Source organism: Achromobacter animicus (assembly GCF_902859585.1).
GTDB classification, from domain to species: Bacteria; Pseudomonadota; Gammaproteobacteria; order Burkholderiales; family Burkholderiaceae_B; genus Achromobacter; species Achromobacter animicus.
Genome location: NZ_CADIJM010000005.1, coordinates 351067 through 373612 on the forward strand (window position 1 = coordinate 351067; position 22546 = coordinate 373612).

Consider the following 22546-nt stretch of genomic DNA (forward strand, 5'->3'; position numbering starts at 1 on the left):
ACGCCCCGAGCCTTTCCAGGCCGGGGCGTTTTTCTTCAGGCGTATCGCAGCCGCGTGGCTATTCCTTGACCGCCGCAGCCTGCTCAAACGCCTGCGTCAGGTCCGCAATGATGTCCTCGGGCGACTCCAGCCCGATGTGCAGGCGTACGACCGGGTTCTCGCCTTCGCCCCAATAGCCGTGCTTGGACAGATCCTTCGGCGACACGAGCTGCACCAGGCTTTCATAGCCGCCCCACGAGAAACCGATGCCAAAGAGCGTCAGCGCATCGACAAAGCGGCGCGCGGCGGCCGGGGACAGGGCCAGTTCGGCCGACAGCATGCCGTTCGAACCCGTGCAATCGCGTTTCCACAATTCGTGGCCGGGATCCTTGGGCCAGGCCGGATGGAACAAGCGCACGGTTTCGGGACGGGAATTCAGGAACTCGCACACCTGCATCGCGTGGCGCGCATGCTGCGCCATGCGGATGGGCATGGTGCGCACGCCGCGCAGCGCCAGCCACGCGTCGTCGGCGCTGATCGAATACCCCATCGCATACTGCGTGCGGTTCAGCTTGCGGGCGATGCCTTCGTCGTTGGTGACCACCGCGCCCAGCATCAGGTCGGAGTGTCCGCCCACGTACTTGGTGCCGGCAATGACCGAGACCTGCGCGCCCAGCGTCAGCGGCCGATAGATATAGCCGGAACCCCAAGTGTTGTCGGTGGCCAGCACCAGCCCGTGGCGCTGCGCGACGGCAGCCATGGCGCCCATGTCCAGCATCTCGAACAGCAGCGAGCCGGGCGATTCCACATACAGCAGCTTAGTGTTGGGCCGCACCAGCGCATCGACGTCTTCGCCGGCGGCAAAGTACGTGATCTCGATGTTCATGCGCTTGAGCACCGCATCGTCCAGCTCGCGCATCGGGCCGTACACGCTGTCGGAGATCAGCGCATGGTCGCCGGCCGAGCACAGCGCCATCATCACCATCGTCATGGCCGACAGCCCCGAGGACGCCAGATAGCAATGCGTGCCGCCTTCCAGCTGCGTGAAGACCTCTTCCAGCGCGGCATGGGTGTCCATGCCCATGCGCCCGTACGTGGACGCGCGGCCGCCAGCCGCCTTGCTGCGCTGCGCGTTTTCCAGCGCGGCGATATTGGCAAAGCGCACCGTGCTGGCCCGCATGGGCGGCAGCGGCACCGGCGCCGTGCCGGTCTCGGGGTTGAACGGGGCGGTGCCCGCGTGCTGGAGAACCGTATCGATGTGTTTGGTAGGCATCTTGTGGAGGTGCGTCAAAACCTGGAAAACCAAACCATATCAGGACGCGGCCGGAATTTCAGCCGATCCATTGGACCGTCTCGGACAAATCCGCGCGCCGGGTGCGATAGCTGTTGGCCGGATGCGCCGTGTCTTCGAAGCCGAACGAGATGCCGCAGACTACGCGCCGGCCGGGCGCGATGCCCAGCACTTCACGCAAGACCTCGGGATACATCGCCAGCGAGGCTTGCGCCACGGTTGCGACGCCGTTGGCCTGGGCGGCGAGCAGGAAGTTGGCGACATAGCCGCCGCAGTCCATCGCGCCGTACTCGCCCAGCGCCTCGTCGATCGTGATGATCGCGACGTGCGGCGCGTCAAAGAGCGCGAAGTTGCGCATCTCCTGGCGCCGGTAGGCCTCGCGGTCGCCGCGCGGCACGCCGACGGCGCCGTACAGCTGGAAACCGGACTCGCGGCGGCGGGCCAGGTATTCGTCCCGGTATTCGCGCGGGAACGGAAAGTCGGGCGTGAAACCCTCGACCTGCGCGCGGCGCTCCAGTGCATCGCGCAGGCGCCGCGTGCCGTCGCCTTCAGTGATCGCCACCTGCCACGGCTGGCAGTTGCACCAGGACGCCGTGCGCTGCGCCAGCGTCAATATGCGTTCGACGGTCACGCGAGGCACAGGCTTCGGCAGAAAGGCGCGGCAGCTGTGGCGGGCAAGCAGCCAGTCCTCGAGCGCGGTATCGGGCAGGGCGTTGTTGGCGTTATCGGTGTTATTGGCGTTCTGAGCGGCAACGGTCATGATCGGTCTGTCTCCTGTCGTGGTCGGCTTTGCCCTTATCATGCCACTTGCTGTCCGCCACCGTCCCGCCCGTCGCATCCGCTGCTCTGTTACCGAAGAGACTCCATGCTGCCCCTCGACACCCTCATCGCATTCTTTGGCATTGCCGTGCTGCTGGCGCTGACGCCGGGGCCGGACAACCTATTTGTGCTGATGCAGTCCGCCATCTGGGGACGCAAGGCGGGCATGTTCGTGGTGCTCGGGTTGTGCACGGGACTGCTGGGACACACGGCGGCGGTTGCGGTTGGCTTGGCCGCAGTATTTGCCGCGTCGCCCGTGGCGTTTACGGTGCTAAAGCTGGCGGGCGCGGCCTATCTGGCGTATCTGGCTTGGCAGATCCTGCGCGCCCCCGTCGAATCCGAAGACGGCAAACGTCCCGAACCCATGCGGCCCGGCGCGTTGTACCGCCGCGGCATCGTCATGAACCTTACCAATCCGAAAGTGCTGCTGTTCTTCTTCGCCTTCCTGCCGCAGTTCACGTCTCCGCGGCTCGGGCCGGTCGGATTGCAGACCATGCAACTGGGCGCGGTGTTCATCGTGTCGACGCTGCTGGTGTTCGGGGCGATCGCATTCTTCTCGGGTGCGTTCGGGGAATTGCTGCAGCGTTCGGTCACGGCCAAGCGCTGGTTGAATCGCATTGCCGCGCTGGTGTTCGTCGGGCTGGCGGTCAGGCTGGCGACGGCTTCCCGCTAGACACCGCTAATCGTCGCGCTGGCACTGATCACCAGCGGCGGCACGCGATCAGCGGGACACCGGCAGCCGGACACGAGCAGCGACGCTCGCATCCCCCAGCCGCCCACCATGCCAATCAAACCGCCTTGAACCGCACGATGCCATCGGCATCCTGCACACGCGTCAGCTTGCCTTCGAAGTACAACGCATGCAGATGCGCCAGCGCCTCGCCCATCGCGAACGTCAGCTGGTGCAGATCCAGCTTGCGCTTGAACAGCACCGGCACGATGTCGGATGTCGATTGCGGCTTCACGGCACAGGCTTCCAGCACCTCGGACAGCCGATCACGATGATGCTCGTGCTGCTGAGTAATGCGCTCATGCAGCCCCTTGAACGGGCGGCCGTGCGACGGCAGCACCAGCGTGTCGCGGGGCAGGCCGTCATAGCCATGGAGCGACCGCAGATACAAAGGCAGGGGATTCGCGTCAGGTTCGTAATCGAACACGCTGACGTTGGTGGAAATGCGCGGCAGCACCATGTCGCCGGAAATCAGCACGCCCAGGTCGGGCGAGAACAGCGACGCGTGTTCCGGCGCATGACCGTAGCCCACGATGACGCGCCAATCGCGCCCGCCGATGCGCACCTGATCGCCGTCCATGATGCGCGTATAGCGCGACGGGACGGCAGGCACCAGGTTGGGGAAATAGCTGGCGCGCTGGCGGATCTGTTCCTGCGCGTCCGGGTCCGTCAGGCCGTGCCGGGCGAAGTGCTCGACCGCCGATTGGCCGCCCGGACCCGCGCCGGCATCCGTGCGACGCGACGACCACAGCGACGCCACCATGTAGTCCGTCATCGTCATCCACAGCCGCGCGTTCCAGCGCTCGCACAGCCAGTAGGCCAGACCGATGTGGTCCGGATGCATGTGGGTGACCAGCACCCGCAGCACGGGCAGGCCGTCCAGTTCGTTCTTGAACACGTCTTCCCACAGCGTCTTCACTTCGTCGCGCGAAATACCGCAGTCAACGACCGTCCAGCCCTCCTGGCCGTCGATGTTGTCGCGCAGCAGCCAGAGGTTGATATGATCCAGCGCGAACGGCAGCGGCATCCGGATCCATTTGACGCCCTCCGCCACCGCATGCGCGCGGCCGGCCTCGGGCTGGAAATCGGCCCAGGGATACTGAAGCTTCTGTTCGTTGGGGTTCATTGCCTCTCGCTCCACGCTTGACGATCACGTCAAGTCATCATAATTTACGTTTACGTAAACTGCCACACGTCGCATGTCCCCGTCAACCTGGACCATCTCCGAGCTCGCCCGCGAGTTCGACGTCACGCCCCGCACGATCCGCTTCTACGAAGACCAGGGGATCGTCAGCCCGGCGCGCGAGGGCCGCAACCGCATCTTCGGACCGCGCGACCGCACGCGCCTGAAACTGGCCCTTCGCGGAAAGCGGCTGGGCCTGCAACTGTCCGAGATCCTGACGCTGATCGACATGTACGACGGACCCGGCGACACCGAGGTGCAGTTGCGCCAGTATCTGTCCGTGCTGGAACAGCATCGCGTCACGCTCGAGCAGCAGCGTCGCGACATCGACGATACCCTTCAGGAAATCAGCGAGCAGGAACGCCAGTGCCGCGTCCTGTTGGCGCAGAAGCCGTAGTCCGCATGGCCGTTTTTCAAACCATCGGGCTTTTCGTCCTGACCGCTCTGGCCGAGATCATCGGCTGCTATCTGCCCTATCTGTGGCTGCGCAAGGGCCACTCCATCTGGCTGCTTGCGCCCGCCGCGCTGAGCCTGGCGCTGTTCGCGTGGCTGTTGACGCTTCACCCGACGGCGTCCGGCCGCGTCTATGCCGCGTACGGCGGCGTGTATATCGGCATGGCGCTTCTGTGGCTGTGGGCGGTCGATGGCGTGCGGCCCAGCGCGAGCGACTGGATCGGCGTGGGCCTGTGCCTGGCCGGCATGCTGGTGATCATGTTCGGGCCGCGCGGAACCTGAACCGGCCTGCCGGACGGGCAAGAAAAAAGCGCGCGTTCCCGTGACGGGCCGCGCGCTTTGCATTGGTGCCGGTCTTTTGACGCAGGCTGCGTCTCGGCGCATCTCGCGCGGCGGATCGACCGCCGCCACGCTCAATGGCCATCACAAACCGCCGGTCACTCCGCCTTGATATTGCTTTCCTTGATGATGCGGGCGTTGTTCGTGAACTCGGCTTGCACCTGCTTGGCAAACGCCTCGCCCGATGCCGTACCCGGCTGCAGGAACGACTTGGCCAGCAGTTCCTGGAACTCGGCGCTGGCCACCGCCTTGGTCAACGCTGCCTGCAACGGCTGCGCCACCGTGGGCGGCAGATTGGCCGGCGCGAAGATGCCGAAGTTCGAGTAGTACTGCGCCTGCGGCAGCTTCAGCTCGGCCATCGTCGGCACGTCGGGCCACGCGGCCAGACGTTGCGGCGCCATCACCGCCAGCGGCTTGAGCGCGCCGTTGGCCACGTGCGGCAGCACGACGTCGCTGTTGACCACCAGCAGCTCCACCACGCCGCCCAGGCCGTCGGTCAGCGCCTGACTGTTGCCGCGATACGGCACGTGCAGCATCTTGGTGCCGGTCTGCGCGGTGACCGCCGCCATGCCGATGTGCGCGACCGTGCCCTGGCCCGGCGTGCCGTAGCGCACGCCTTCGGGATGCGACTTGGCGTATTCCACGAGGCCCGCAAAATCCTTCACCGGCAACGCCTTGGTCGCCACGATGGCCACCGGCGCCACGGCCACGCTGGCCACCGGCGTCAGGTCCTTCATCGGGTCATAGTTGGTCTTGGCCAGATGCGGGAAGATGGTCAACGGGCTGGTCGAGGCCAAGAGCAGCGTGGTGCCGTCCGGCTGCGCGCGCGCCACGTAGTCCGTGCCCACCGAGGCGCCCGCGCCCGGCTTGTTTTCCACGATGACCGTGATGTTGGCTTCCTTGCGCAGCGCATCGCCCAGGCGGCGTGCGATCGCATCGGCGCTGCCGCCGGCCGTGTACGGCACGACCACGGTGACCGGCTTGGCCGGCCAGGTCTGCGCCATCGCGCCGCTTGCCATGAATGCCAGGGCCGCCCCCGCGGCCTTGATGAACAACGTCTTCTTTTTCATATCGTCCTGGTGATGTTGCGTAGCACTGCGTGGGTGAAACGGATTGCGGTAAAGCACATCAGGCAAGGTAGCGTTGCGCCAGGCGAACCCAGTACGACGCCCCCGCCGGAATCAAGGAATCATTGAAGTCATAGCTGGCGTTGTGCAGCATGCACGGGCCCAGGCCGTGGCCCGCCATGCGATGCTCGCCATCGCCGTTGCCCAGGAACACGTAGCACCCCGGCTTTTCCTGCAGCAGGAAGGCAAAGTCTTCCGACGCCATCGCCGGTTCGATGGTCAGCGCGCGATCCTCGCCCACGACCTCGCGCATCACGCCCATGCAGAATTCCGTTTCGGCCACGGTGTTGACCAGCGCCGGGTAACGGCGCTCGAAGTACACCTCGGCCTCGCAGCCATGCGCCGCGGCGATGCTGGGCGCGATCTCCTGCATGCGCCGCTCGATCAAATCCACCACATCGGTGCTGTACGCGCGCACCGACCCGCCCAGCCACGCGGTATTGGGAATCACGTTGATGACGCTGCCGCCCGCCTGAACCTGCGTAATCGACAGCACCGCCGCATCCAGCGGACGCTTGCTGCGCGTCAGGATCGTCTGCAGCGACTGGCCGATGGCAAAGAGCGCTGGCACCGGGTCGTTGCAGTCCTGCGGCGCGGCGGCGTGGCCGCCCTTGCCCTTGACCGTGATCTTGAAGCCGTTGGCCGCCGCCATCATGGGACCGGCACAGACGCCGAACGCGCCGGCCGGCAATCCCGGCCAGTTATGCATGCCAAACACGGCCTCGCACGGAAAGCGCGTGAACAGGCCATCCTGGATCATCGCCCGGCCGCCCGCACCGCCTTCCTCGGCCGGCTGAAAGCACAGGTACACCGTGCCGTCGAAGCCGCCCGCCGTCTGCAAATGCTGCGCCGCAGCCAGCAGCATCGCGGTGTGACCGTCGTGGCCGCAGCCGTGCATCTTGCCGTCGTGGCGAGAGCGGTGCTCGAACTGGTTTTCTTCCTGCATGGGCAGCGCATCCATGTCGGCGCGCAGCATGATGGCCCGGTCCGACGTGCCCCGCTTGATCACGCCGACCACGCCCGTCTTGGCGATGCCCGTATGCGTTTCGATGCCCCAGCCGCGCAGCGTGTCGGCCACCACCTTGGCCGTGCGGTGCTCTTCGTAGCAAAGCTCCGGGTGCATATGAATGTCACGGCGCAACGCCACGATGTCGTCCAGATTGGAAAGTTCGAGCACAGCTGACTCCGTCGGATATTTCAGGATTAAAGGGTCATATCAAGTATTGCCCATCGTCCCTGTCGCAGCGGTGCGCAACGCGCTAGGGATAACCCTCATCCAATTTACGTTTACGTAAACGTAATATTTGCACTGCATCATTGCGCAGCGCCGGATGAACGGCGCATCATGGATCACCCCCGCGACGGCGGCCAAGACACGTCCGCGCAGGTTCATGAATGTAAGCACCTACTATCACGGAGACACTGATGAATCTTCCCGGCCTGAACTTCGACCTGGGCGAAGACCTGGACATGCTGCGCGACGCCGTACGCAATTTCGCGCAGGCCGAGATTGCGCCGCGCGCCGCGGAAGTCGATCGCAGCGACCAATTCCCCATGGACCTGTGGCGCAAATTCGGTGACCTCGGCGTGCTGGGCATGACCGCCGACGAGGAATACGGCGGCGCCAACATGGGCTACCTGGCCCACATGGTCGTCATGGAGGAAATCTCCCGCGCCAGCGCCTCCATTGGCCTGTCGTACGGCGCGCACTCGAACCTGTGCGTGAACCAGATCAACCGCAACGGCACCGCCGCCCAGAAGGCCAAGTACCTGCCCAAGCTGATCTCCGGCGAACACGTGGGCGCGCTGGCCATGAGCGAACCGGGCGCAGGCTCCGACGTCGTCAGCATGAAGCTGCGCGCCGACAAAAAGGGCGACCGCTACGTGCTGAACGGCACCAAAATGTGGATCACCAATGGCCCGGACGCCGACACCCTCGTCGTCTACGCCAAGACCGACCCCGAGGCCCACCAGCGCGGCATCACCGCCTTTCTCGTCGAAAAGGGCTTCAAAGGCTTTTCCGTGGCGCAGAAGCTGGACAAGCTGGGCATGCGCGGCAGCCACACCGGCGAGCTGGTGTTCCAGGACTGCGAGATCCCCGAGGAAAACGTGCTGGGCCAGGTCAACGGCGGCGTGAAGGTCCTGATGAGCGGCCTGGACTACGAACGCGCCGTGCTGTCCGGCGGCCCGCTGGGCATCATGCAGGCCGTGATGGACGTGGTGGTGCCCTACATCCATGACCGCAAGCAGTTCGGCCAGGCCATCGGCGAATTCCAGCTCATCCAGGGCAAGGTCGCAGACCTGTACACCACGCTGCAAGCCAGCCGCGCCTTCTGCTATCAGGTCGGCAAGAACCTGGACAAACTGGGGTCCGACCACGTGCGCCAGGTGCGCAAGGACTGCGCCGCGCTCATTCTGTACACCGCCGAAAAAGCCACCTGGATGGCGGGCGAGGGCGTGCAGATCCTGGGTGGCAACGGCTACATCAACGAATACCCGGTCGGCCGCCTGTGGCGCGACGCCAAGCTGTACGAAATTGGCGCCGGCACCAGCGAAATCCGGCGCATGCTGATCGGCCGCGAACTCTTCAACGAAACCGCCTGACGCCTTATCCACAGCCCTCGCCATGATCCGCACGTCCGACATCCAGCACATCGAGCAGGCTCCCGCCCCGGGCCCCTCGCCGCTGGACGTCGCGCGCCTGATCCTGGCCGGCTTTGACCGGCACTACGCGCTGTTTCGCTACAGCGCGCAGCGCGCCAAGGCGCTGTTCGAATCCGGCGACTGGCACGGCATCCAGCACCTGTCGCGTGAACGCATCGAGTACTACGACATGCGCGTGCGCGAATGCGCCACGCAACTGGAAGGCGTGCTGCGCGGGCGGCCAGAGGGTGCGGTCGGCGGCATGGGCAACGGCGCCGAGTACGCCGCCAAGAACGGCAACGGCGCCGCCGCCCCGTCCCTGACCGACGCGCAGACGGCGTACTGGCAGCAGATCAAGCAGGAGTTCGTCGGCCTCTTGGGCGAACACCGCCAGCCCGAATGCGCCGAGACCTTCTTCAACTCGGTCTCGTGCCGTCTGCTGCACCGCGATTACTTCCACAACGATTTCCTGTTCGTCAGGCCGGCGGTCGCCACCGACTACCTGGACAGCAGCGTGCCTTCCTACCGCGTGTACTACCCGGTGACCGACGGCCTGGAAAAAAGCCTGATCCGCATGGTGGCCGACTTCGGTCTGGCGCTGCCTTTTGAAGACCTGCCGCGCGACACCCGCCTGCTGGCGCGCGCCGCCGTCTCCAAGCTGCGCGCGGTGCTGCCGCGCCACGTCGGCCGGCGCATCGCCACCGACTGCCAGCTTCATGCGCTGGGATCGCTGTTCTTTCGCAACAAGGGCGCCTACATCGTCGGCCGCCTGATCAACCAGACTACCGTCTATCCCTTTGCCATCGCGCTGACGCGCAATCCGGCCGGGCAGGTGACGCTGGACGCGCTGCTGCTGGGCGCGGACGACCTGAGCACGCTGTTCAGCTTTACCCGCGCGTATTTCCTGGTGGACATGGAAACGCCCGCGGCGGTGGTGAATTTTCTGTCGAGCCTGTTGCCGCGCAAGCCCAAGGCCGAGCTCTACACCATGATCGGCCTGCAAAAGCAGGGCAAGACGCTGTTCTACCGCGACTTCCTGCATCACCTGGCCCACTCGCGCGACGCCTTCGACATCGCGCCCGGCATCAAGGGCATGGTGATGTGCGTGTTCACGTTGCCGTCCTACCCGTACGTGTTCAAGCTCATCAAGGACCGTATCGACAAGGACGGCATGGATCACGCCACCGTGCGGCGCAAGTACCAGATGGTCAAGCTGCACGACCGCGTCGGCCGCATGGCCGACACCTGGGAATATTCGCAGGTGGCCCTGCCGCGCGCCCGCTTTGCGCCCGCGCTGCTGGACGAACTGCGGCGCCTGGTGCCCAGCCTTATCGAGGAAACCGGCGACACCGTCGTCATCCGCCACGTCTACATCGAACGCCGGATGACGCCGCTGAACCTGTATCTGCAGCAGGCGCCGGACGCGCTGCTGGACCACGCCGTGCGCGAATACGGGGACGCCATCCGGCAACTGGCCGCGGCCAACATCTTCCCCGGCGACATGCTTTACAAGAATTTCGGCGTCACGCGCCTGGGCCGCGTCGTCTTTTATGACTACGACGAAATCCAGCGCATGACCGAGATGAACTTCCGGCGCATCCCGCCGGCCCCGAACGAAGAAGCGGAGATGGCTTCCGGACCCTGGTACGCCATCGGCCCGAACGACGTCTTCCCCGAGGAATTCGGCCGCTTCCTGCTGGGCGACGCGCGCGTGCGCGGCGCCTTCATGCGTCACCATGCCGACCTCCTGGAACCGGACTGGTGGCAGGCCTGCCGCGCCCATGTGGCGCAAGGCCGGATCGAAGAATTTTTCCCTTACGATAAGGACAGACGCCTGCGTGCAGACCGCCCTTCAAACGGCAACGCGGTGTTGTAACCCAATCGCTGTCCCGACCCTCACAGGAGCAAGTCATGTCAGATCCCATCGTCATCGTTTCCGTCGCCCGCACGCCCATGGGCGGCATGCTGGGCAACCTGTCCGGCCTGGCCGCGCACGAGCTGGGCTCGGTCGCCATCAAGGCCGCCGTCGAACGCGCCGGCATCAAGCCCGAGCAGGTCGACGAAGTCATCATGGGCAACGTGCTGCAAGCCGGCCAGGGCCAGGCGCCTGCCCGCCAGGCCGCGCTGGGCGCCGGCCTGCCGCTGGGCGTGGCGTGCACCACCATTCACAAAGTCTGCGGCTCGGGCCTGAAGGCCGCGATGTTCGGCCACGACCTGCTGGCCTCGGGCAGCGCCGAGATCGTCGTCGCCGGCGGCCAGGAAAGCATGAGCAACGCGCCGTACCTGCTGCTCAAGGGCCGCCAGGGCTACCGCTACGGCCACAACACCGTGTACGACCACATGGCGCTGGATGGCCTGGAAGACGCGTACGACAAGGGCAAGGCCATGGGCGTCTTCGCCGAAGACTGCGCCGCCAAGTACTCGTTCACGCGCGAACAGCAGGACGCGTTCTCGCTGGAATCGCTGCGCCGCGCGCGTGCCGCTTCGGAAGACGGCAGCTTCAAGTGGGAAATCGCGCCCGTCACCGTGGCGGGCCGCAAGGGCGATACCGTGGTCGACACCGACGAAGCCCCCACCAAGGCCATGCCGGAAAAGATCCCGACGCTCAAGCCCGCCTTCAAGAAAGACGGCACGGTCACCGCCGCGAACTCGTCGTCGATCTCCGACGGCGCCGCCGCCATGGTGCTGATGCGCGCGTCCACCGCCGAAAAGCTCGGCGTCAAACCGCTGGCCCGCATCGTCGCGCACTCGCAGCACTCGCAGGAACCCAACTGGTTCACCACCGCCCCCGTCGGCGCGCTGAAGAACCTGTTCAAGAAGACCGGCTGGACGGCCGAGGACGTGGACCTGTACGAGATCAACGAAGCCTTCGCGGTGGTCACCATGGCCGCCATGACCGACTTCAAGCTCCCGCATGACAAGGTCAACATCCACGGCGGCGCCACCGCGCTGGGCCACCCGATCGGCGCTTCGGGCGCGCGCCTGATGGCCACCCTGATCGGCGCGCTGCGCAAGACCGGCGGCAAGCGCGGCGTGGCCACGCTGTGCATCGGCGGCGGCGAAGCCGTCGCGATGGCCATCGAAATGGTCTAAGCGTCTGCCTGCTCCGGGAAGGGTTTCGTCCCTCCCCCGAGCAGGATTCCGCTGCGCCTTTCTGGCAGGGCAATCACCGCGACGGGTCGGTCGCGGGCCAGGCAGGAAAGGCGCAACGAAATCCTGATTTTCCAAATCGACAAGAATGCCCGGCCCACCGGGCAGCGAGACAACCCGCTCTTATCGAGCGCCTTCAAATTCCAATCAAGCAGGACGGGTGGTACCCCATGCCCATCATCGAATCCCGCATCAATCCGCGGTCGCAGGACTACATCGACAACGCCAGCGCCATGCAGGCGCAACTGGACGATCTGAACCAGCAACTGGCGCAGACGGCCTTGGGCGGCAGCGAATCCGCTCGCGCCAAGCACACGGCGCGCGGCAAGCTCCTGCCGCGCGACCGCGTGGAGAACCTGATCGATCCGGGCACCCCGTTCCTGGAACTGTCGCCGATGGCGGCGCACGGCATGTATGACGGCGACGCGCCCGGCGCGGGCGTCATCACCGGCATCGGCCGCGTGTCCGGCACCGAGTGCGTGATCGTCTGCAACGACGCCACGGTCAAGGGCGGCACCTACTATCCGATGACGGTCAAAAAGCACTTGCGCGCGCAAGAGATCGCCGCGCAGAACAACCTGCCGTGCGTGTATCTGGTGGACTCGGGCGGCGCCAACCTGCCGCAGCAGGACGAGGTCTTTCCCGACCGCGACCACTTCGGCCGCATCTTCTACAACCAGGCGCAGATGTCGGCGCAAGGCATCGCGCAGATCGCCGTGGTGATGGGTTCGTGCACCGCCGGCGGCGCCTATGTGCCCGCCATGAGCGACGAGTCCATCATCGTGCGCAACCAGGGCACCATCTTTCTGGGCGGCCCGCCGCTGGTCAAGGCCGCCACCGGCGAAGAAGTCAGCGCCGAAGACCTGGGCGGCGGCGACGTGCACACGCGCCTGTCCGGCGTGGTCGACCACCTGGCCGCCAACGACATGCACGCGCTGCAACTGGCTCGCAATGCGGTAGCGCGCCTGAACCGCAAAAAGCCGCAGCCGCTGGCCACGATTCCCGTGCGCGAGCCGCGCTTCGATCCCAGCGAACTGAACGGCATCATTCCCGCCGACACCCGCAAGCCCTACGACGTGCGCGAAGTCATCGCGCGCATCGTCGACGGCTCCGAGTTCGACGAGTTCAAGGCGCGCTTCGGCCCCACGCTGGTCACCGGCTTTGCGCACATCCACGGCATGCCCGTCGGCATCGTCGCCAACAACGGCATCCTGTTCTCCGAGTCCGCGCAGAAGGGCGCGCACTTCATCGAACTGTGCGCGCAACGCAAGATCCCGCTGGTCTTCCTGCAGAACATCACCGGCTTCATGGTCGGCCGCAAGTACGAAAACGAAGGCATCGCGCGCCACGGCGCCAAGATGGTGACGGCCGTGGCCACCGCCAACGTGCCCAAGTTCACCGTGCTGATCGGCGGCTCGTTCGGCGCCGGCAACTACGGCATGTGCGGCCGCGCGTATTCGCCGCGCATGCTCTTCATGTGGCCCAACGCCCGCATCTCGGTCATGGGCGGCGAGCAGGCGGCCAGCGTGCTGGCGACGGTGAAGCGCGACGGCATCGAAGCGCGCGGCGGGCAATGGTCGGCGGATGAAGAGACGGCGTTCAAGGCCCCGATTCGCGAACAGTATGAGCGCGAAGGCCATCCGTATTACGCGACTGCGCGGTTGTGGGATGACGGCATCATCGCCCCCGCCGACACGCGCCGCGTGCTGGGACTGGCGTTGTCCGCCGCGCTGAACGCGCCCATTGAAGACACGAAGTTCGGTGTCTTCCGGATGTAGGTCGCACGCATAGGCCGCACCCCACTTCTACGCGCTTCGCGCCCTTTCCGAACACTTCAGCTTGGATAACGCAATGTTCGATACTGTGCTGATTGCCAACCGCGGCGAAATCGCCTGCCGCGTCGCCGCCACCGCCCGCCGCATGGGCCTGCGCACCGTCGCCGTCTATTCCGATGCGGACGCCAACTCGCGCCACGTCGCGGCCTGCGACCAGGCCGTCTACATCGGCGGCTCCGAGCCGCGCGCCAGCTACCTGCGCGCCGACGCCATCCTGCAAGCCGCGCGCGACACCGGCGCCGGCGCCATCCACCCCGGCTACGGCTTCCTGTCCGAGAACGAAGCCTTCGCCCAGGCCGCGCAAGATGCCGGCATCGCCTTCGTCGGCCCGCCGGCATCGGCCATCGCCGCGATGGGCAGCAAGTCCGCCGCCAAGACCCTCATGGAAAAAGCCGGCGTGCCGCTCGTGCCCGGCTATCACGGCGACAACCAGGACCCGCAGTTCCTCAAGTCGCAGGCCGACGCCATCGGCTATCCCGTGCTCATCAAAGCCAGCGCGGGCGGCGGCGGCAAAGGCATGCGCATTGTTGAATCGTCCGGCGCATTTCTTGATGCACTGGCCTCGTGCCAGCGCGAAGCCGCCTCCAGCTTCGGCGACGACCGCGTCCTGATCGAACGCTATCTGCAAAAGCCGCGCCACATCGAAATCCAGGTGTTCGCCGACACGCACGGCAACTGCGTCTACCTGTTCGAGCGCGACTGCTCCGTGCAGCGCCGCCACCAGAAGGTCATCGAAGAAGCGCCGGCCCCCGGCATGACCGAAGAACGCCGCCGCGCCATGGGCGAGGCCGCCGTCGCCGCCGCGCGCGCCGTCGGCTACGTGGGCGCGGGCACCGTCGAGTTCATCGCCGAGCCCGACGGCCGCTTCTACTTCATGGAAATGAACACGCGCCTGCAGGTCGAGCACCCGGTCACCGAAATGATCACCGGCCACGACCTCGTCGAATGGCAACTGCGCGTCGCCGCCGGCCAGCCGCTGCCCGCGCGCCAGGAAGACCTGCGCATCAACGGCCACGCCATCGAGGCCCGCATCTACGCCGAGAACCCCGAGAAGGGCTTTTTGCCGTCCATCGGCACGCTCGCCTACCTGGGCCTGCCGCCGCACACCGCGTTTGCCAATGGCGACATCCGCGTCGACGGCGGCGTGCGCATGGGCGACACCATCACGCCGTTCTACGACCCGATGATCGCCAAGCTCATCGTGCACGGCGCCGACCGCGACCAGGCCCGCGCCCGCATGCTGCAGGCCTTGGCGCAGACGCAGGCCGTGGGCGTGCAGACCAACGTCGCGTTCCTGGCACGGCTGATGAAGGACAGCGCCTTTGCGGCTGCTGATCTGGATACGGGTCTCATCGAACGCCAGCGCGCCACGTTGCTGCCTGACCCGAAGCCCGCCGACGCCGACGCACTGGCCCTTGCCACCGCGGCCGTGTTGGTTCGCCAAGGCCTCGCACAGCCGGGCGCGCAAGGCGCAGGCAAAGGCCCCACCGACCCGTGGGACGCGCGCGACGGCTGGCGTCTGGGCGGCCAGTATCGGCGCCAACTGCAATGGACCGACAACGGCGAAGCCCGTCACGTCACCGTCGCCCGTCAGGGCGGCGCGTGGACGCTGGACACCGGCGACGGCGCGCGCCCCTTCCTGTGGCGCTCGCACGCCAGTGCCAACCCCAACCTGACCTACGGTCTGCGGATCACCCTGCAAGGACATGAGAGCGCCGGCACGGTCGTTCTGCACGGCGACCGCGCCTATGTCTTCCGCGAGGACGGCTCGCACGTCCTGGAGCTGTACGACGCGCTGACGCACTCGCAGGACACGCAGGGAGAGCACGGCGCGGGTCTGGCCGCGCCCATGCCGGGCAAGATCATCTCGATCTCGGTCAAGGCCGGCGACAAGGTCGAGAAGGGCCAGCCGCTGCTTGTGATGGAAGCGATGAAGATGGAGCACACCATTTCTGCCACCGCCGACGGTACGGTGGGCGAAGTGTTCTACGGGGTGGGGGATCAGGTGACCGAAGGCGCCGAACTGGTGTCGATCGAGTAAGGCTGTTTGCGCTTGCCTGACGGCTTCCGGCGGTAACGCCGGGAGCCGTTTTGGTTTTGGGGCCCGCCGCGGTTTAGCTCTCCGTCAGCGCCCCTCGCCTAGAATCGGCGCTTCCCCCCGCGCCACGCCCACCATGTCCGCCGCCGACAAGCCCAGTCCGCTTTCCCGTCCGCCGTTCCTGCATTTCCTCTGCGGCCGCGTCGCTGCATCGCTGGCATTTCAGATCGTCTCCGTCGCCGTTGGCTGGCAGATCTATGCGCTCTCCGGCAGCGCGCTCGACCTGGGCCTCATCGGCCTTGCCCAGTTCCTCCCGATGGCCGCACTCACGCTCGTCGTCGGCCACGTCGCCGACCGCTACGACCGCCGCAAGATCGTCGCCCTCTGCATGGCGCTCGAAGCCCTGGCCACGCTGGTCCTCGCCATTGCGGCGCTGCACGGCGTCGGCGGCAAGACGCTCATCTACGCCACCATCATCATCATGAGCTCGGCGCGCGCCTTCGAAGCGCCGACCCTCTCCACGCTCATCCCCGCCGTCGTCCCCCGCGAATGGCTCCCGCGCGCCACCGCGCTGTCCTCCTCCGGCGGTCAGATCGCCCAGATCGCCGGCCCCGCGCTGGGCGGCGTCGGATACAGCCTCGGAGCAGGGTGGATCTACTGCGTCGCCGCCGCGTTGTATCTGACGGCCTTCATCGCCATTGCCACCCTCGTCATCGAACGCGCGCCGCCGCGCAAAGAGCCCACGACGTGGCACACGCTGTTTGGCGGCATCACCTTCATATTCCAGCGCCGGTTGCTGCTGGGCACGCTGTCGCTGGACCTCTTTGCGGTGCTGCTGGGCGGAGCGACGGCGCTGCTGCCGATCTTTGCGAAGGACATTCTCAATGCGGGGCCGTGGGCGCTTGGTGCTTTGCGTGCTGCTCCGGCTTGCGGTGCGGCGTTGATGTCGCTGACGCTGGCGCGATTGAGCCTGGGTGAGAACGTTGGCCGGCTGCTGTTCGGGTCGCTCATCGTATTCGGCCTGGCGACCACGGTGTTCGGGCTGTCGACGTCGATCCCGCTATCGATCGCCGCGCTGGTGGTGCTTGGCGCGGCCGATGCGGTCAGCGTTGTCGTGCGGTCATCGCTGGTGCAGTTGAATACGCCCGATCACATGCTGGGCCGGGTCAGCGCGGTGAACACCTTGTTCGTCGGCGCGTCGAATCAGCTTGGAGAATTTGAGTCGGGGCTGACTGCGCAATTGTTCGGCGCGGTGCCCGCCGTGGTGATTGGCGGGGTGGGGACGATTGCGGTCGCAGCGCTTTGGATGCGGTGGTTTCCAGAGTTGAGGCGGCTTCGGACGTTGAATGGGAATGAGGTGGCGCAGACCTAGGCGCTATTTCCAGCTTTCCTTACTCATCTCAAACCGATTAGGTACCCCAGCCGCCGGTTCGAAATAGTACTTAGGTTCCCGATAAACCAGCTCCTTCAACGCGGCATCCAGCTTCGGCAGCTGGAAACTGGCAGCACTACGCGCCTTCCGAAAATCCTCGATGCTGGCGGGCAGACGTTCGAGCGTCATCGACTCCAGCAAACACACCCATTCCCTGGCCAACACCCCGCACGAATCCTTGACCATGACCGGCTGGTCGTCCGGCAGCTTGAATCCATCCATCAGCACCACGTCGCCCGCCTTCAGCGTGATCGTGGCCAACGGCGTGAAGAGCAGCTCGGTGTCAACGCCCGCAACCGGCACCATCTCCGCCGTGCGTTCGTGGAATGCGCGTTTGGCGTCCTCGACCCAGCGATACTCCCGCGCGGCCTCATTGCAGCCTTCCCCGAAGCGCAACATGACCTGGCAGCCTTCGCCCAGCCCATCCTCGCCGGGTGCAAGCGGCGTCCAGGGTCCTGTCTTCTTGAAGTCGACATCCGCCGTCTCCGTCAGCGTTGCCATGCCCAGATCTTTCTGAAAATCCATCGACTTGGCGCGCGCGTCCGTGTCCGGCAAGGCCGTACGCGGCTGGTGATAGGTAATGCGGTTGAGCCGGTATTCGCCGGGCCAGACCGGAATCACCTGATACGTCAACCCGCCGCGCGTCGTCTGAAACATCGGCCCGAGGTCGGCGGCATCGAACTTGTGCTTACCTTGCCCCACCGTCATCGCGTATCCCTTTTCGGTCACATGCTGCCAATGCAAAAGCGTGCTGCTCTGGCGCGTGAATTGGTCCCGCGTGGCGGCATCATCAAAATCGCGCTGCGGCTGCGCATCGAAATTGACGGTCGGCATCACCACCAGCGCCATGTCCTCGCGGGCTTGATCCAGCAGCTTGTCGGTGTTCGCGCGATGTCGCTCCCTCAGGGCTGCGGCCTCGGCGTCCAGCGCGCGATCCGTTGGCGACTGTGCCAACGCAGCGAGCGGGGCGAACAGGGCAGACATGCATACAAGGGCAACCACGCGGCGAAACAGGGTCATCGGTCTTCGTTCCTCTGTGATTTCGGGTGTTGAACAAACGGGCGCCTGCCACCATCGGGCTGAATCCTGCCAGCGCGAAATCGGGCGAGACGGCCAGGGCATCATATCGCGGCAAGTGTCGGGGAATGCGCCAAGCCGCATCGCGCTATGGGCCGCGCCGCACACGCGCCCGTGCCCGTGCCCGTGCCGCCGCACAGAGTAGACTGGCAGCCTCTCTCAACATTCCGAGTCCCCCTTCATGCTCGTTAAAGCCCTACGTGTCGGCCTGGGTCAAATCATTGTCCTGGGCGACGCACTGACCCGTCCGCGTCCGCAGAAGCGCTCGCCGCAAGGCCAGGCCGCCGTCAACGCCGACGCGGCCGAGCTCTCGCTGTATCAATTCCAAGCCTGCCCCTTCTGCGTGAAGACGCGCCGCGCCATGCATCGGCTCAACGTGCCGGTTGCATTGAAGGATGCCAAGCACGACCCCGACGCGCGCGCCGCGTTGCAGGCGGGCGGCGGCAAGGTGAAGGTGCCTTGCTTGCGCATCGAAGACGCCGAGGGCACGCGCTGGATGTACGAGTCCAACGACATCATCGCTTACCTGGAAAAGCGGTTTGCCCACGTTGCCTGATCGCACATAAAGCAACGGCCCGCCAAAAAATCCGGCAGGCCGCTTTCAGGCGTATAAAGAACGCACCAGGAACTTCCCCGCAGCGTCAGCATCCTTCATCACCGCTTTTGGGGTGGTTTTGCGCATACTCCGGGATCGTGCTTGACCAATAGACCTTCTCCGCAGAAGGCTTAACAGAATTCGCCCTCTGCCTGCGGCTCGGGTGGACAAGATAATTTGGGTATGACTCGGGTGCTGATGAATAAACGCGTTCTACATCCCCGTGCGCGACTCGACGTCCATATCCGCCGGCCACTCCACCTTCGGCGCTAGACGCAGGGCTAAGTGGTAGGGCGGCACATCGTTGTTCCAATCACGAGGCGGGTTTGGATACTGGGGTAACGCCTCCGGTCCACGGTTCATGAACGCACGCGCCATTGCCCACATGTGTTCGCCGTTGGCGTTGCTGCCGGCTAGTTGGAAGCGGTCAATGACGTGATTGGTGCCCGGCGCCACCACAGCGATATCCACGCCCCACGCGAAAATCGGCACACCGCTGGGGGTCGGCGCCTTGCGACTCCAGGCTTCGGCTCGGAGGTCCTTCCAGTCGAATGCCTCCGGGCGAACACCCCAACCCTTTCGACAGATCGGTCCGCCGCTGTGAAATCGGTACACGTAAACTTTGCCTCGCTTGCGGTTGAAACGAATGGGCTCGTCTCGAGGGGCGGCTATACCTGTGCGTAACATGCCTATTCCCAGGACGAAACTGACCATTATTGCTCCCAATAAAGAGACATAAGCCAATGGATTTGATTTAAATGCATATGCTCCGTCTGCAAGCTCAAGCAACAACATTACGAGCATTAGAAACGCGATCGTGAGAATAAAGATGCCACAAGCGCAAACCACCGTTCGATTCAATATTTTGGCGGTATGCAACTCAAGGTAGATTTCGTCCACGTAATTTGGTGCGACGCCGATTGGATGAAAAATATGATCCGGTGGTGCCCATGGAAGCGGAAGATCAGCTTTCCATCCAGCAGTCGGAATGTCCAAGAGAGCTTTCGGAGACGTTGTCATTTGGCCTCCGAAACGTCCACGATTGCGATCATCTCTGAGTCGTGAATGTTTGGTAGGTACTCTAGAACGATTCGTGCCTCATCGATATCGTGACTAACTTTGAGTTCGATCGAGCCTTCCACAATAAGGAAGGTTTCCTTTCCTTCCTCTACTGCAGTAACCGTGCGCTCGCGGCTAGTCGGCGCATTACTTTCAGGCACATAATCCAGCCGCTGTAGCGGGATGCTATGTTCACTTGACTTGGGATCACCGAGTGGGTGCATACCGGACGCCATAATCTGCTCGCCGGAATACCGCTTTACGATAAGTCGCCACTTAAAGGCTACGCGGGAGACATCGTAGCGAGGCATGACTATTTGATATTGCAATTTCGGTATAACCGCCGGCCCTCCCTCCGCCCCACCCATGGCGGCAGCCTTCCCTTCGTAGTGGACGGCTCGCACTATAGAACCAAACACCACCTGCGCATCGACCCCAAGAACCGCCGCATTCAATGCGGAAACTGCCGAATTCGCGTCGTCAAACTTATCACTTTCCGATAGTCCAAAGTGACTACGATACGCCCATCGTTCTAAGGGAGACGACTCAGCCTCCCCACCAAGCTGCAGAAAGACAAACGCACTAATTCCAGCAAGAATTGCCCACCCGACAGGCCCAAGCACCCAGGTTGCACTCAATATTGTCGTCGAGGCGGAATAGAGGGCGTACACCGCAAAGCCCGCGCTTGTGACGGATAATCCTGCAGCACCGAAGTACCAAGATCTTGCTGATTTACCGCCAGCATCACCGGCACGACCAGCTGCAGCTAAAGCCGCAACAGCGTCAAAAGCCCCAGACACCGCGCCAAGTATTCCCCCAAAGCGCGCCAGTGCTTTACCAGCGTCCGCGAGCTGACTGATGGCACCGACACTCGACGCATGCGCGCGGAGAACTTTCCTCGCTTGCTCAGCGCTGGCCCTCATCGTCATTCCCGCCACCTCAATACTTCCCCCCAACACCCCGATTGAGGCCGAGTACACCGCCAGCACGGCTTCCTCGTGTTTGGCTCCGAAAGTGGCATCCACGGCTTCAACCGATTTGCGCAAACCCTGCGATAGTAGGTACGTGCCGCCAACGGCAATCAGCAATTCAGCGCTCCCGACCGTTCCGCGGGCGATGGATGCAGCACTGCGCGCGCCCCTCAATCCGGACCGCGCGAGCTCGGCAGCCCGCGACGCGCTGAGCTGAAGACCGGCTAACGCCTTGCGTGCCCCCGGCTCCAGCGTGCCAGCGAGCACCTTGAGTTCGCTTAGCGCTTCGCCGGCTCGGCGCGCGGCGTCTCCGATAACCTCCCCTGTTTGCTGGGTGGCATCCTTGACGACGTCGCCGAACCGCTTTCGCAGGTCATTCGCGTTGCCTTCGACCCAGAGCACCACTTCAACCATCTGTTCCGCGAGTTTGGGGTCACTTAAGGCAAGACTGAGGACACCGGCAGTCAGCACCGACCGCACCTGCTTGTGCGCCTTTCCGGTCGCCTGCGCGATGGCAGCAGCAAGCCTGTTGCGGTCTTCCCCGATCTGCTTGCACATCAATGTGTAAAACTCGCCCAGCTTCATCTGAACGGCGACCTGGGTCATGTACGTCCGCGAATACAGCAGGAGCGATGCGCTGTTCACGCGCGTGGCGACGTTGCGCACGCCGGCATCAACCTTCAGTTCCAGTCGGCTCACCGCACTGTTGTAAGCCGCCAGCACACTGGCGATCGCGTCCTGGACGTTGGGCCAGATGAGTTTTTCACCCAGGTCGTTACTGTTGATGATCTTGGTAACCGGGGCATAGAGCTTCCCGAAGTCGTTCCAATCCAGTTCGCCCTGATTGCTGAACGTGGGAACCAGGCTTCGCATCAGGTTTTTGTCGAGCGCGAGCAGCGTTTTGAAGACGATGCTTTCACCATCCTTGATCCAGGCTTCCCAAGCGCGCGCCGACGGGCCGGTGACGGGTCGAATGTTGCCCTTGGAGTCTGGTTTAGGCGTTGCTTCGGTGATGCCGCCGCTCAGGCACAGCTCCATAGTGCGGATGTAACCCAATACTGAGTACGCGTTTTGCGCATCGTAGTCATGGTGCTCCGCCACACGGAACATCGCGTTGTTGAGGATCTGGTCTGTGTAGAGTTCGGCCAGCTTATCCACTTGCGTCTGCAACCGCGCCTTGTGCGCTTCGAACGCCCTCTCCCAACTGGCGCGCGCAGCTTCGTCATATCGCTCGTCAAGACGTGCAAGCAGCTTTTCAGCCTTGTGCTCCACCTGTTCGGCTCGCTCGAGAGCGGGATCGCGGTATACCGGCGGCCCCGGCGTTCCATTGTGGGCAGCATAGGGACTGTGGGCAATGGCGTTGTCCGCGGCCACCTTGCAAAGTTCACGCAGGCGCTTCAGGCTTTCGGACGTGAAGAATTTATAGTTGTTGAGCGGGTCAACCTCATAAGCCTGCCGCTCCCTTAGCCAGCCCAGGCGCTGATGATTGATTTCCTGGACCAACCCGACCGGGTCGGGCAGGACCAGCGCCAACACGCCATTCGGCAATTGCTCGCGCTGTGTCTGAGTTCGGACGAAACCCTCCAGGGCGTTCAAGCGATGATTGCGCGAGCAAAAGCCGTGCACGCTGACAAAATCCCCAATGGTCGGGGTCGCATATTCCAGCACATGCTGATCGACCTGAAGGCTCTGCTCCGTCATCGCGATGCCTACGCTCGCGGGATCGTTCCGCGCAGTCTGCAAGTCAAGCTCGTAAAACCTGATGGCCATTGGCGACTTTTCGCCCGCGAAACTGTGGAGATAGCGATTCAATACGCTGTCGGAC

The 22546-nt window shown here is 64.4% G+C and carries 18 protein-coding genes; 10 read left to right on the plus strand and 8 right to left on the minus strand.

Going from position 1 to position 22546, the window contains the following annotated elements; all coding sequences use genetic code 11:
• Nucleotides 1–58 precede the first annotated feature (58 nt).
• Both metC and HV681_RS15830 read right to left on the minus strand, forming a co-directional pair.
• Nucleotides 59–1252 (minus strand): cystathionine beta-lyase, encoded by a 1194-nt coding sequence (gene metC / locus HV681_RS15825; RefSeq protein ID WP_175123952.1) that lies wholly within the window; start codon nt 1250–1252, stop codon nt 59–61.
• A 58-nt stretch (nt 1253–1310) separates the two neighbouring features.
• Complete coding sequence (locus HV681_RS15830; protein ID WP_175123953.1) at nt 1311–2030, minus strand: nitroreductase; 720 nt, start codon at nt 2028–2030, stop codon at nt 1311–1313.
• Nucleotides 2031–2135: 105 nt separating this feature from the next.
• On the opposite strand from HV681_RS15830, the gene HV681_RS15835 reads away from it, so the two are divergent.
• On the plus strand, nt 2136–2762 hold the full coding sequence (locus tag HV681_RS15835; protein ID WP_175123954.1) for a LysE family translocator: 627 nt from the start codon (nt 2136–2138) through the stop codon (nt 2760–2762).
• 115 nt (nt 2763–2877) lie between these two features.
• Here the strand turns inward: HV681_RS15835 and HV681_RS15840 are convergent, their stop codons facing one another.
• Nucleotides 2878–3945 carry an MBL fold metallo-hydrolase gene (locus HV681_RS15840; RefSeq protein WP_175123955.1) on the minus strand — a complete coding sequence of 356 codons (1068 nt, stop codon included), beginning with the start codon at nt 3943–3945 and terminating at the stop codon, nt 2878–2880.
• A 73-nt stretch (nt 3946–4018) separates the two neighbouring features.
• Here HV681_RS15840 and HV681_RS15845 point away from each other — a divergent pair, with 73 nt between their 5' ends.
• Nucleotides 4019–4399: a MerR family transcriptional regulator gene (locus HV681_RS15845; RefSeq protein WP_175123956.1), complete on the plus strand. Its 381-nt coding sequence runs from the start codon at nt 4019–4021 to the stop codon at nt 4397–4399.
• A 5-nt stretch (nt 4400–4404) separates the two neighbouring features.
• Entirely contained in the window at nt 4405–4737 is a 333-nt protein-coding gene (locus HV681_RS15850) for a YnfA family protein (protein ID WP_175123957.1), read from the plus strand.
• 155 nt (nt 4738–4892) lie between these two features.
• On the opposite strand, the gene HV681_RS15855 is transcribed toward HV681_RS15850, so the two are convergent.
• Nucleotides 4893–5864, minus strand: coding sequence for a Bug family tripartite tricarboxylate transporter substrate binding protein (locus tag HV681_RS15855; protein ID WP_175123958.1), 972 nt, complete (start codon nt 5862–5864; stop codon nt 4893–4895).
• 58 nt (nt 5865–5922) lie between these two features.
• Nucleotides 5923–7098 (minus strand): M20 aminoacylase family protein, encoded by a 1176-nt coding sequence (locus tag HV681_RS15860; protein ID WP_082578974.1) that lies wholly within the window; start codon nt 7096–7098, stop codon nt 5923–5925.
• 248 nt (nt 7099–7346) lie between these two features.
• Here HV681_RS15860 and HV681_RS15865 point away from each other — a divergent pair, with 248 nt between their 5' ends.
• The 6 genes from HV681_RS15865 (at nt 7347) to HV681_RS15890 (ending at nt 16959) form a co-directional block, all read left to right on the plus strand.
• A complete protein-coding gene (locus tag HV681_RS15865) occupies nt 7347–8525 on the plus strand; it encodes an isovaleryl-CoA dehydrogenase (protein ID WP_056327730.1) in 1179 nt (392 codons plus the stop codon).
• Between the two features lie 22 nt (nt 8526–8547).
• The gene (aceK, locus tag HV681_RS15870; RefSeq protein WP_175123959.1) at nt 8548–10440 is read left to right on the plus strand and encodes a bifunctional isocitrate dehydrogenase kinase/phosphatase; all 1893 of its coding nucleotides are present in this window, start codon (nt 8548–8550) and stop codon (nt 10438–10440) included.
• 35 nt (nt 10441–10475) lie between these two features.
• Complete coding sequence (locus HV681_RS15875) at nt 10476–11657, plus strand: acetyl-CoA C-acetyltransferase (protein ID WP_175123960.1); 1182 nt, start codon at nt 10476–10478, stop codon at nt 11655–11657.
• A gap of 227 nt (nt 11658–11884) precedes the next feature.
• Nucleotides 11885–13492: a carboxyl transferase domain-containing protein gene (locus HV681_RS15880; protein WP_175123961.1), complete on the plus strand. Its 1608-nt coding sequence runs from the start codon at nt 11885–11887 to the stop codon at nt 13490–13492.
• Between the two features lie 73 nt (nt 13493–13565).
• On the plus strand, nt 13566–15590 hold the full coding sequence (locus HV681_RS15885; protein ID WP_175123962.1) for an acetyl/propionyl/methylcrotonyl-CoA carboxylase subunit alpha: 2025 nt from the start codon (nt 13566–13568) through the stop codon (nt 15588–15590).
• A 133-nt stretch (nt 15591–15723) separates the two neighbouring features.
• Complete coding sequence (locus HV681_RS15890) at nt 15724–16959, plus strand: MFS transporter (protein ID WP_175123963.1); 1236 nt, start codon at nt 15724–15726, stop codon at nt 16957–16959.
• A 3-nt stretch (nt 16960–16962) separates the two neighbouring features.
• On the opposite strand, the gene HV681_RS15895 is transcribed toward HV681_RS15890, so the two are convergent.
• Nucleotides 16963–18039 carry a hypothetical protein gene (locus tag HV681_RS15895; protein WP_175123964.1) on the minus strand — a complete coding sequence of 359 codons (1077 nt, stop codon included), beginning with the start codon at nt 18037–18039 and terminating at the stop codon, nt 16963–16965.
• Nucleotides 18040–18277: 238 nt separating this feature from the next.
• Here HV681_RS15895 and HV681_RS15900 point away from each other — a divergent pair, with 238 nt between their 5' ends.
• The gene (locus HV681_RS15900) at nt 18278–18652 is read left to right on the plus strand and encodes a glutaredoxin family protein (protein WP_175123965.1); all 375 of its coding nucleotides are present in this window, start codon (nt 18278–18280) and stop codon (nt 18650–18652) included.
• A gap of 252 nt (nt 18653–18904) precedes the next feature.
• Here the strand turns inward: HV681_RS15900 and HV681_RS27840 are convergent, their stop codons facing one another.
• The gene (locus tag HV681_RS27840; RefSeq protein ID WP_254594988.1) at nt 18905–19687 is read right to left on the minus strand and encodes a DUF6708 domain-containing protein; all 783 of its coding nucleotides are present in this window, start codon (nt 19685–19687) and stop codon (nt 18905–18907) included.
• Between the two features lie 20 nt (nt 19688–19707).
• Nucleotides 19708–22533, minus strand: a complete 2826-nt coding sequence (locus HV681_RS15910) for a T6SS effector BTH_I2691 family protein (RefSeq protein WP_175123966.1) — start codon at nt 22531–22533, stop codon at nt 19708–19710.
• Nucleotides 22534–22546 lie beyond the last annotated feature (13 nt).

What these genes read in the sequence shown, in the direction of transcription:
- metC (WP_175123952.1), bottom strand. Translation starts at nt 1,252, where the DNA reads ATGCCTACCAAACACATCGATACGGTTCTCCAGCACGCGGGCACCGCC.
- HV681_RS15830 (WP_175123953.1), bottom strand. Translation starts at nt 2,030, where the DNA reads ATGACCGTTGCCGCTCAGAACGCCAATAACACCGATAACGCCAACAAC.
- HV681_RS15835 (WP_175123954.1), top strand. Translation starts at nt 2,136, where the DNA reads ATGCTGCCCCTCGACACCCTCATCGCATTCTTTGGCATTGCCGTGCTG.
- HV681_RS15840 (WP_175123955.1), bottom strand. Translation starts at nt 3,945, where the DNA reads ATGAACCCCAACGAACAGAAGCTTCAGTATCCCTGGGCCGATTTCCAG.
- HV681_RS15845 (WP_175123956.1), top strand. Translation starts at nt 4,019, where the DNA reads ATGTCCCCGTCAACCTGGACCATCTCCGAGCTCGCCCGCGAGTTCGAC.
- HV681_RS15850 (WP_175123957.1), top strand. Translation starts at nt 4,405, where the DNA reads ATGGCCGTTTTTCAAACCATCGGGCTTTTCGTCCTGACCGCTCTGGCC.
- HV681_RS15855 (WP_175123958.1), bottom strand. Translation starts at nt 5,864, where the DNA reads ATGAAAAAGAAGACGTTGTTCATCAAGGCCGCGGGGGCGGCCCTGGCA.
- HV681_RS15865 (WP_056327730.1), top strand. Translation starts at nt 7,347, where the DNA reads ATGAATCTTCCCGGCCTGAACTTCGACCTGGGCGAAGACCTGGACATG.
- aceK (WP_175123959.1), top strand. Translation starts at nt 8,548, where the DNA reads ATGATCCGCACGTCCGACATCCAGCACATCGAGCAGGCTCCCGCCCCG.
- HV681_RS15875 (WP_175123960.1), top strand. Translation starts at nt 10,476, where the DNA reads ATGTCAGATCCCATCGTCATCGTTTCCGTCGCCCGCACGCCCATGGGC.
- HV681_RS15880 (WP_175123961.1), top strand. Translation starts at nt 11,885, where the DNA reads ATGCCCATCATCGAATCCCGCATCAATCCGCGGTCGCAGGACTACATC.
- HV681_RS15885 (WP_175123962.1), top strand. Translation starts at nt 13,566, where the DNA reads ATGTTCGATACTGTGCTGATTGCCAACCGCGGCGAAATCGCCTGCCGC.
- HV681_RS15890 (WP_175123963.1), top strand. Translation starts at nt 15,724, where the DNA reads ATGTCCGCCGCCGACAAGCCCAGTCCGCTTTCCCGTCCGCCGTTCCTG.
- HV681_RS15895 (WP_175123964.1), bottom strand. Translation starts at nt 18,039, where the DNA reads ATGACCCTGTTTCGCCGCGTGGTTGCCCTTGTATGCATGTCTGCCCTG.
- HV681_RS15900 (WP_175123965.1), top strand. Translation starts at nt 18,278, where the DNA reads ATGCTCGTTAAAGCCCTACGTGTCGGCCTGGGTCAAATCATTGTCCTG.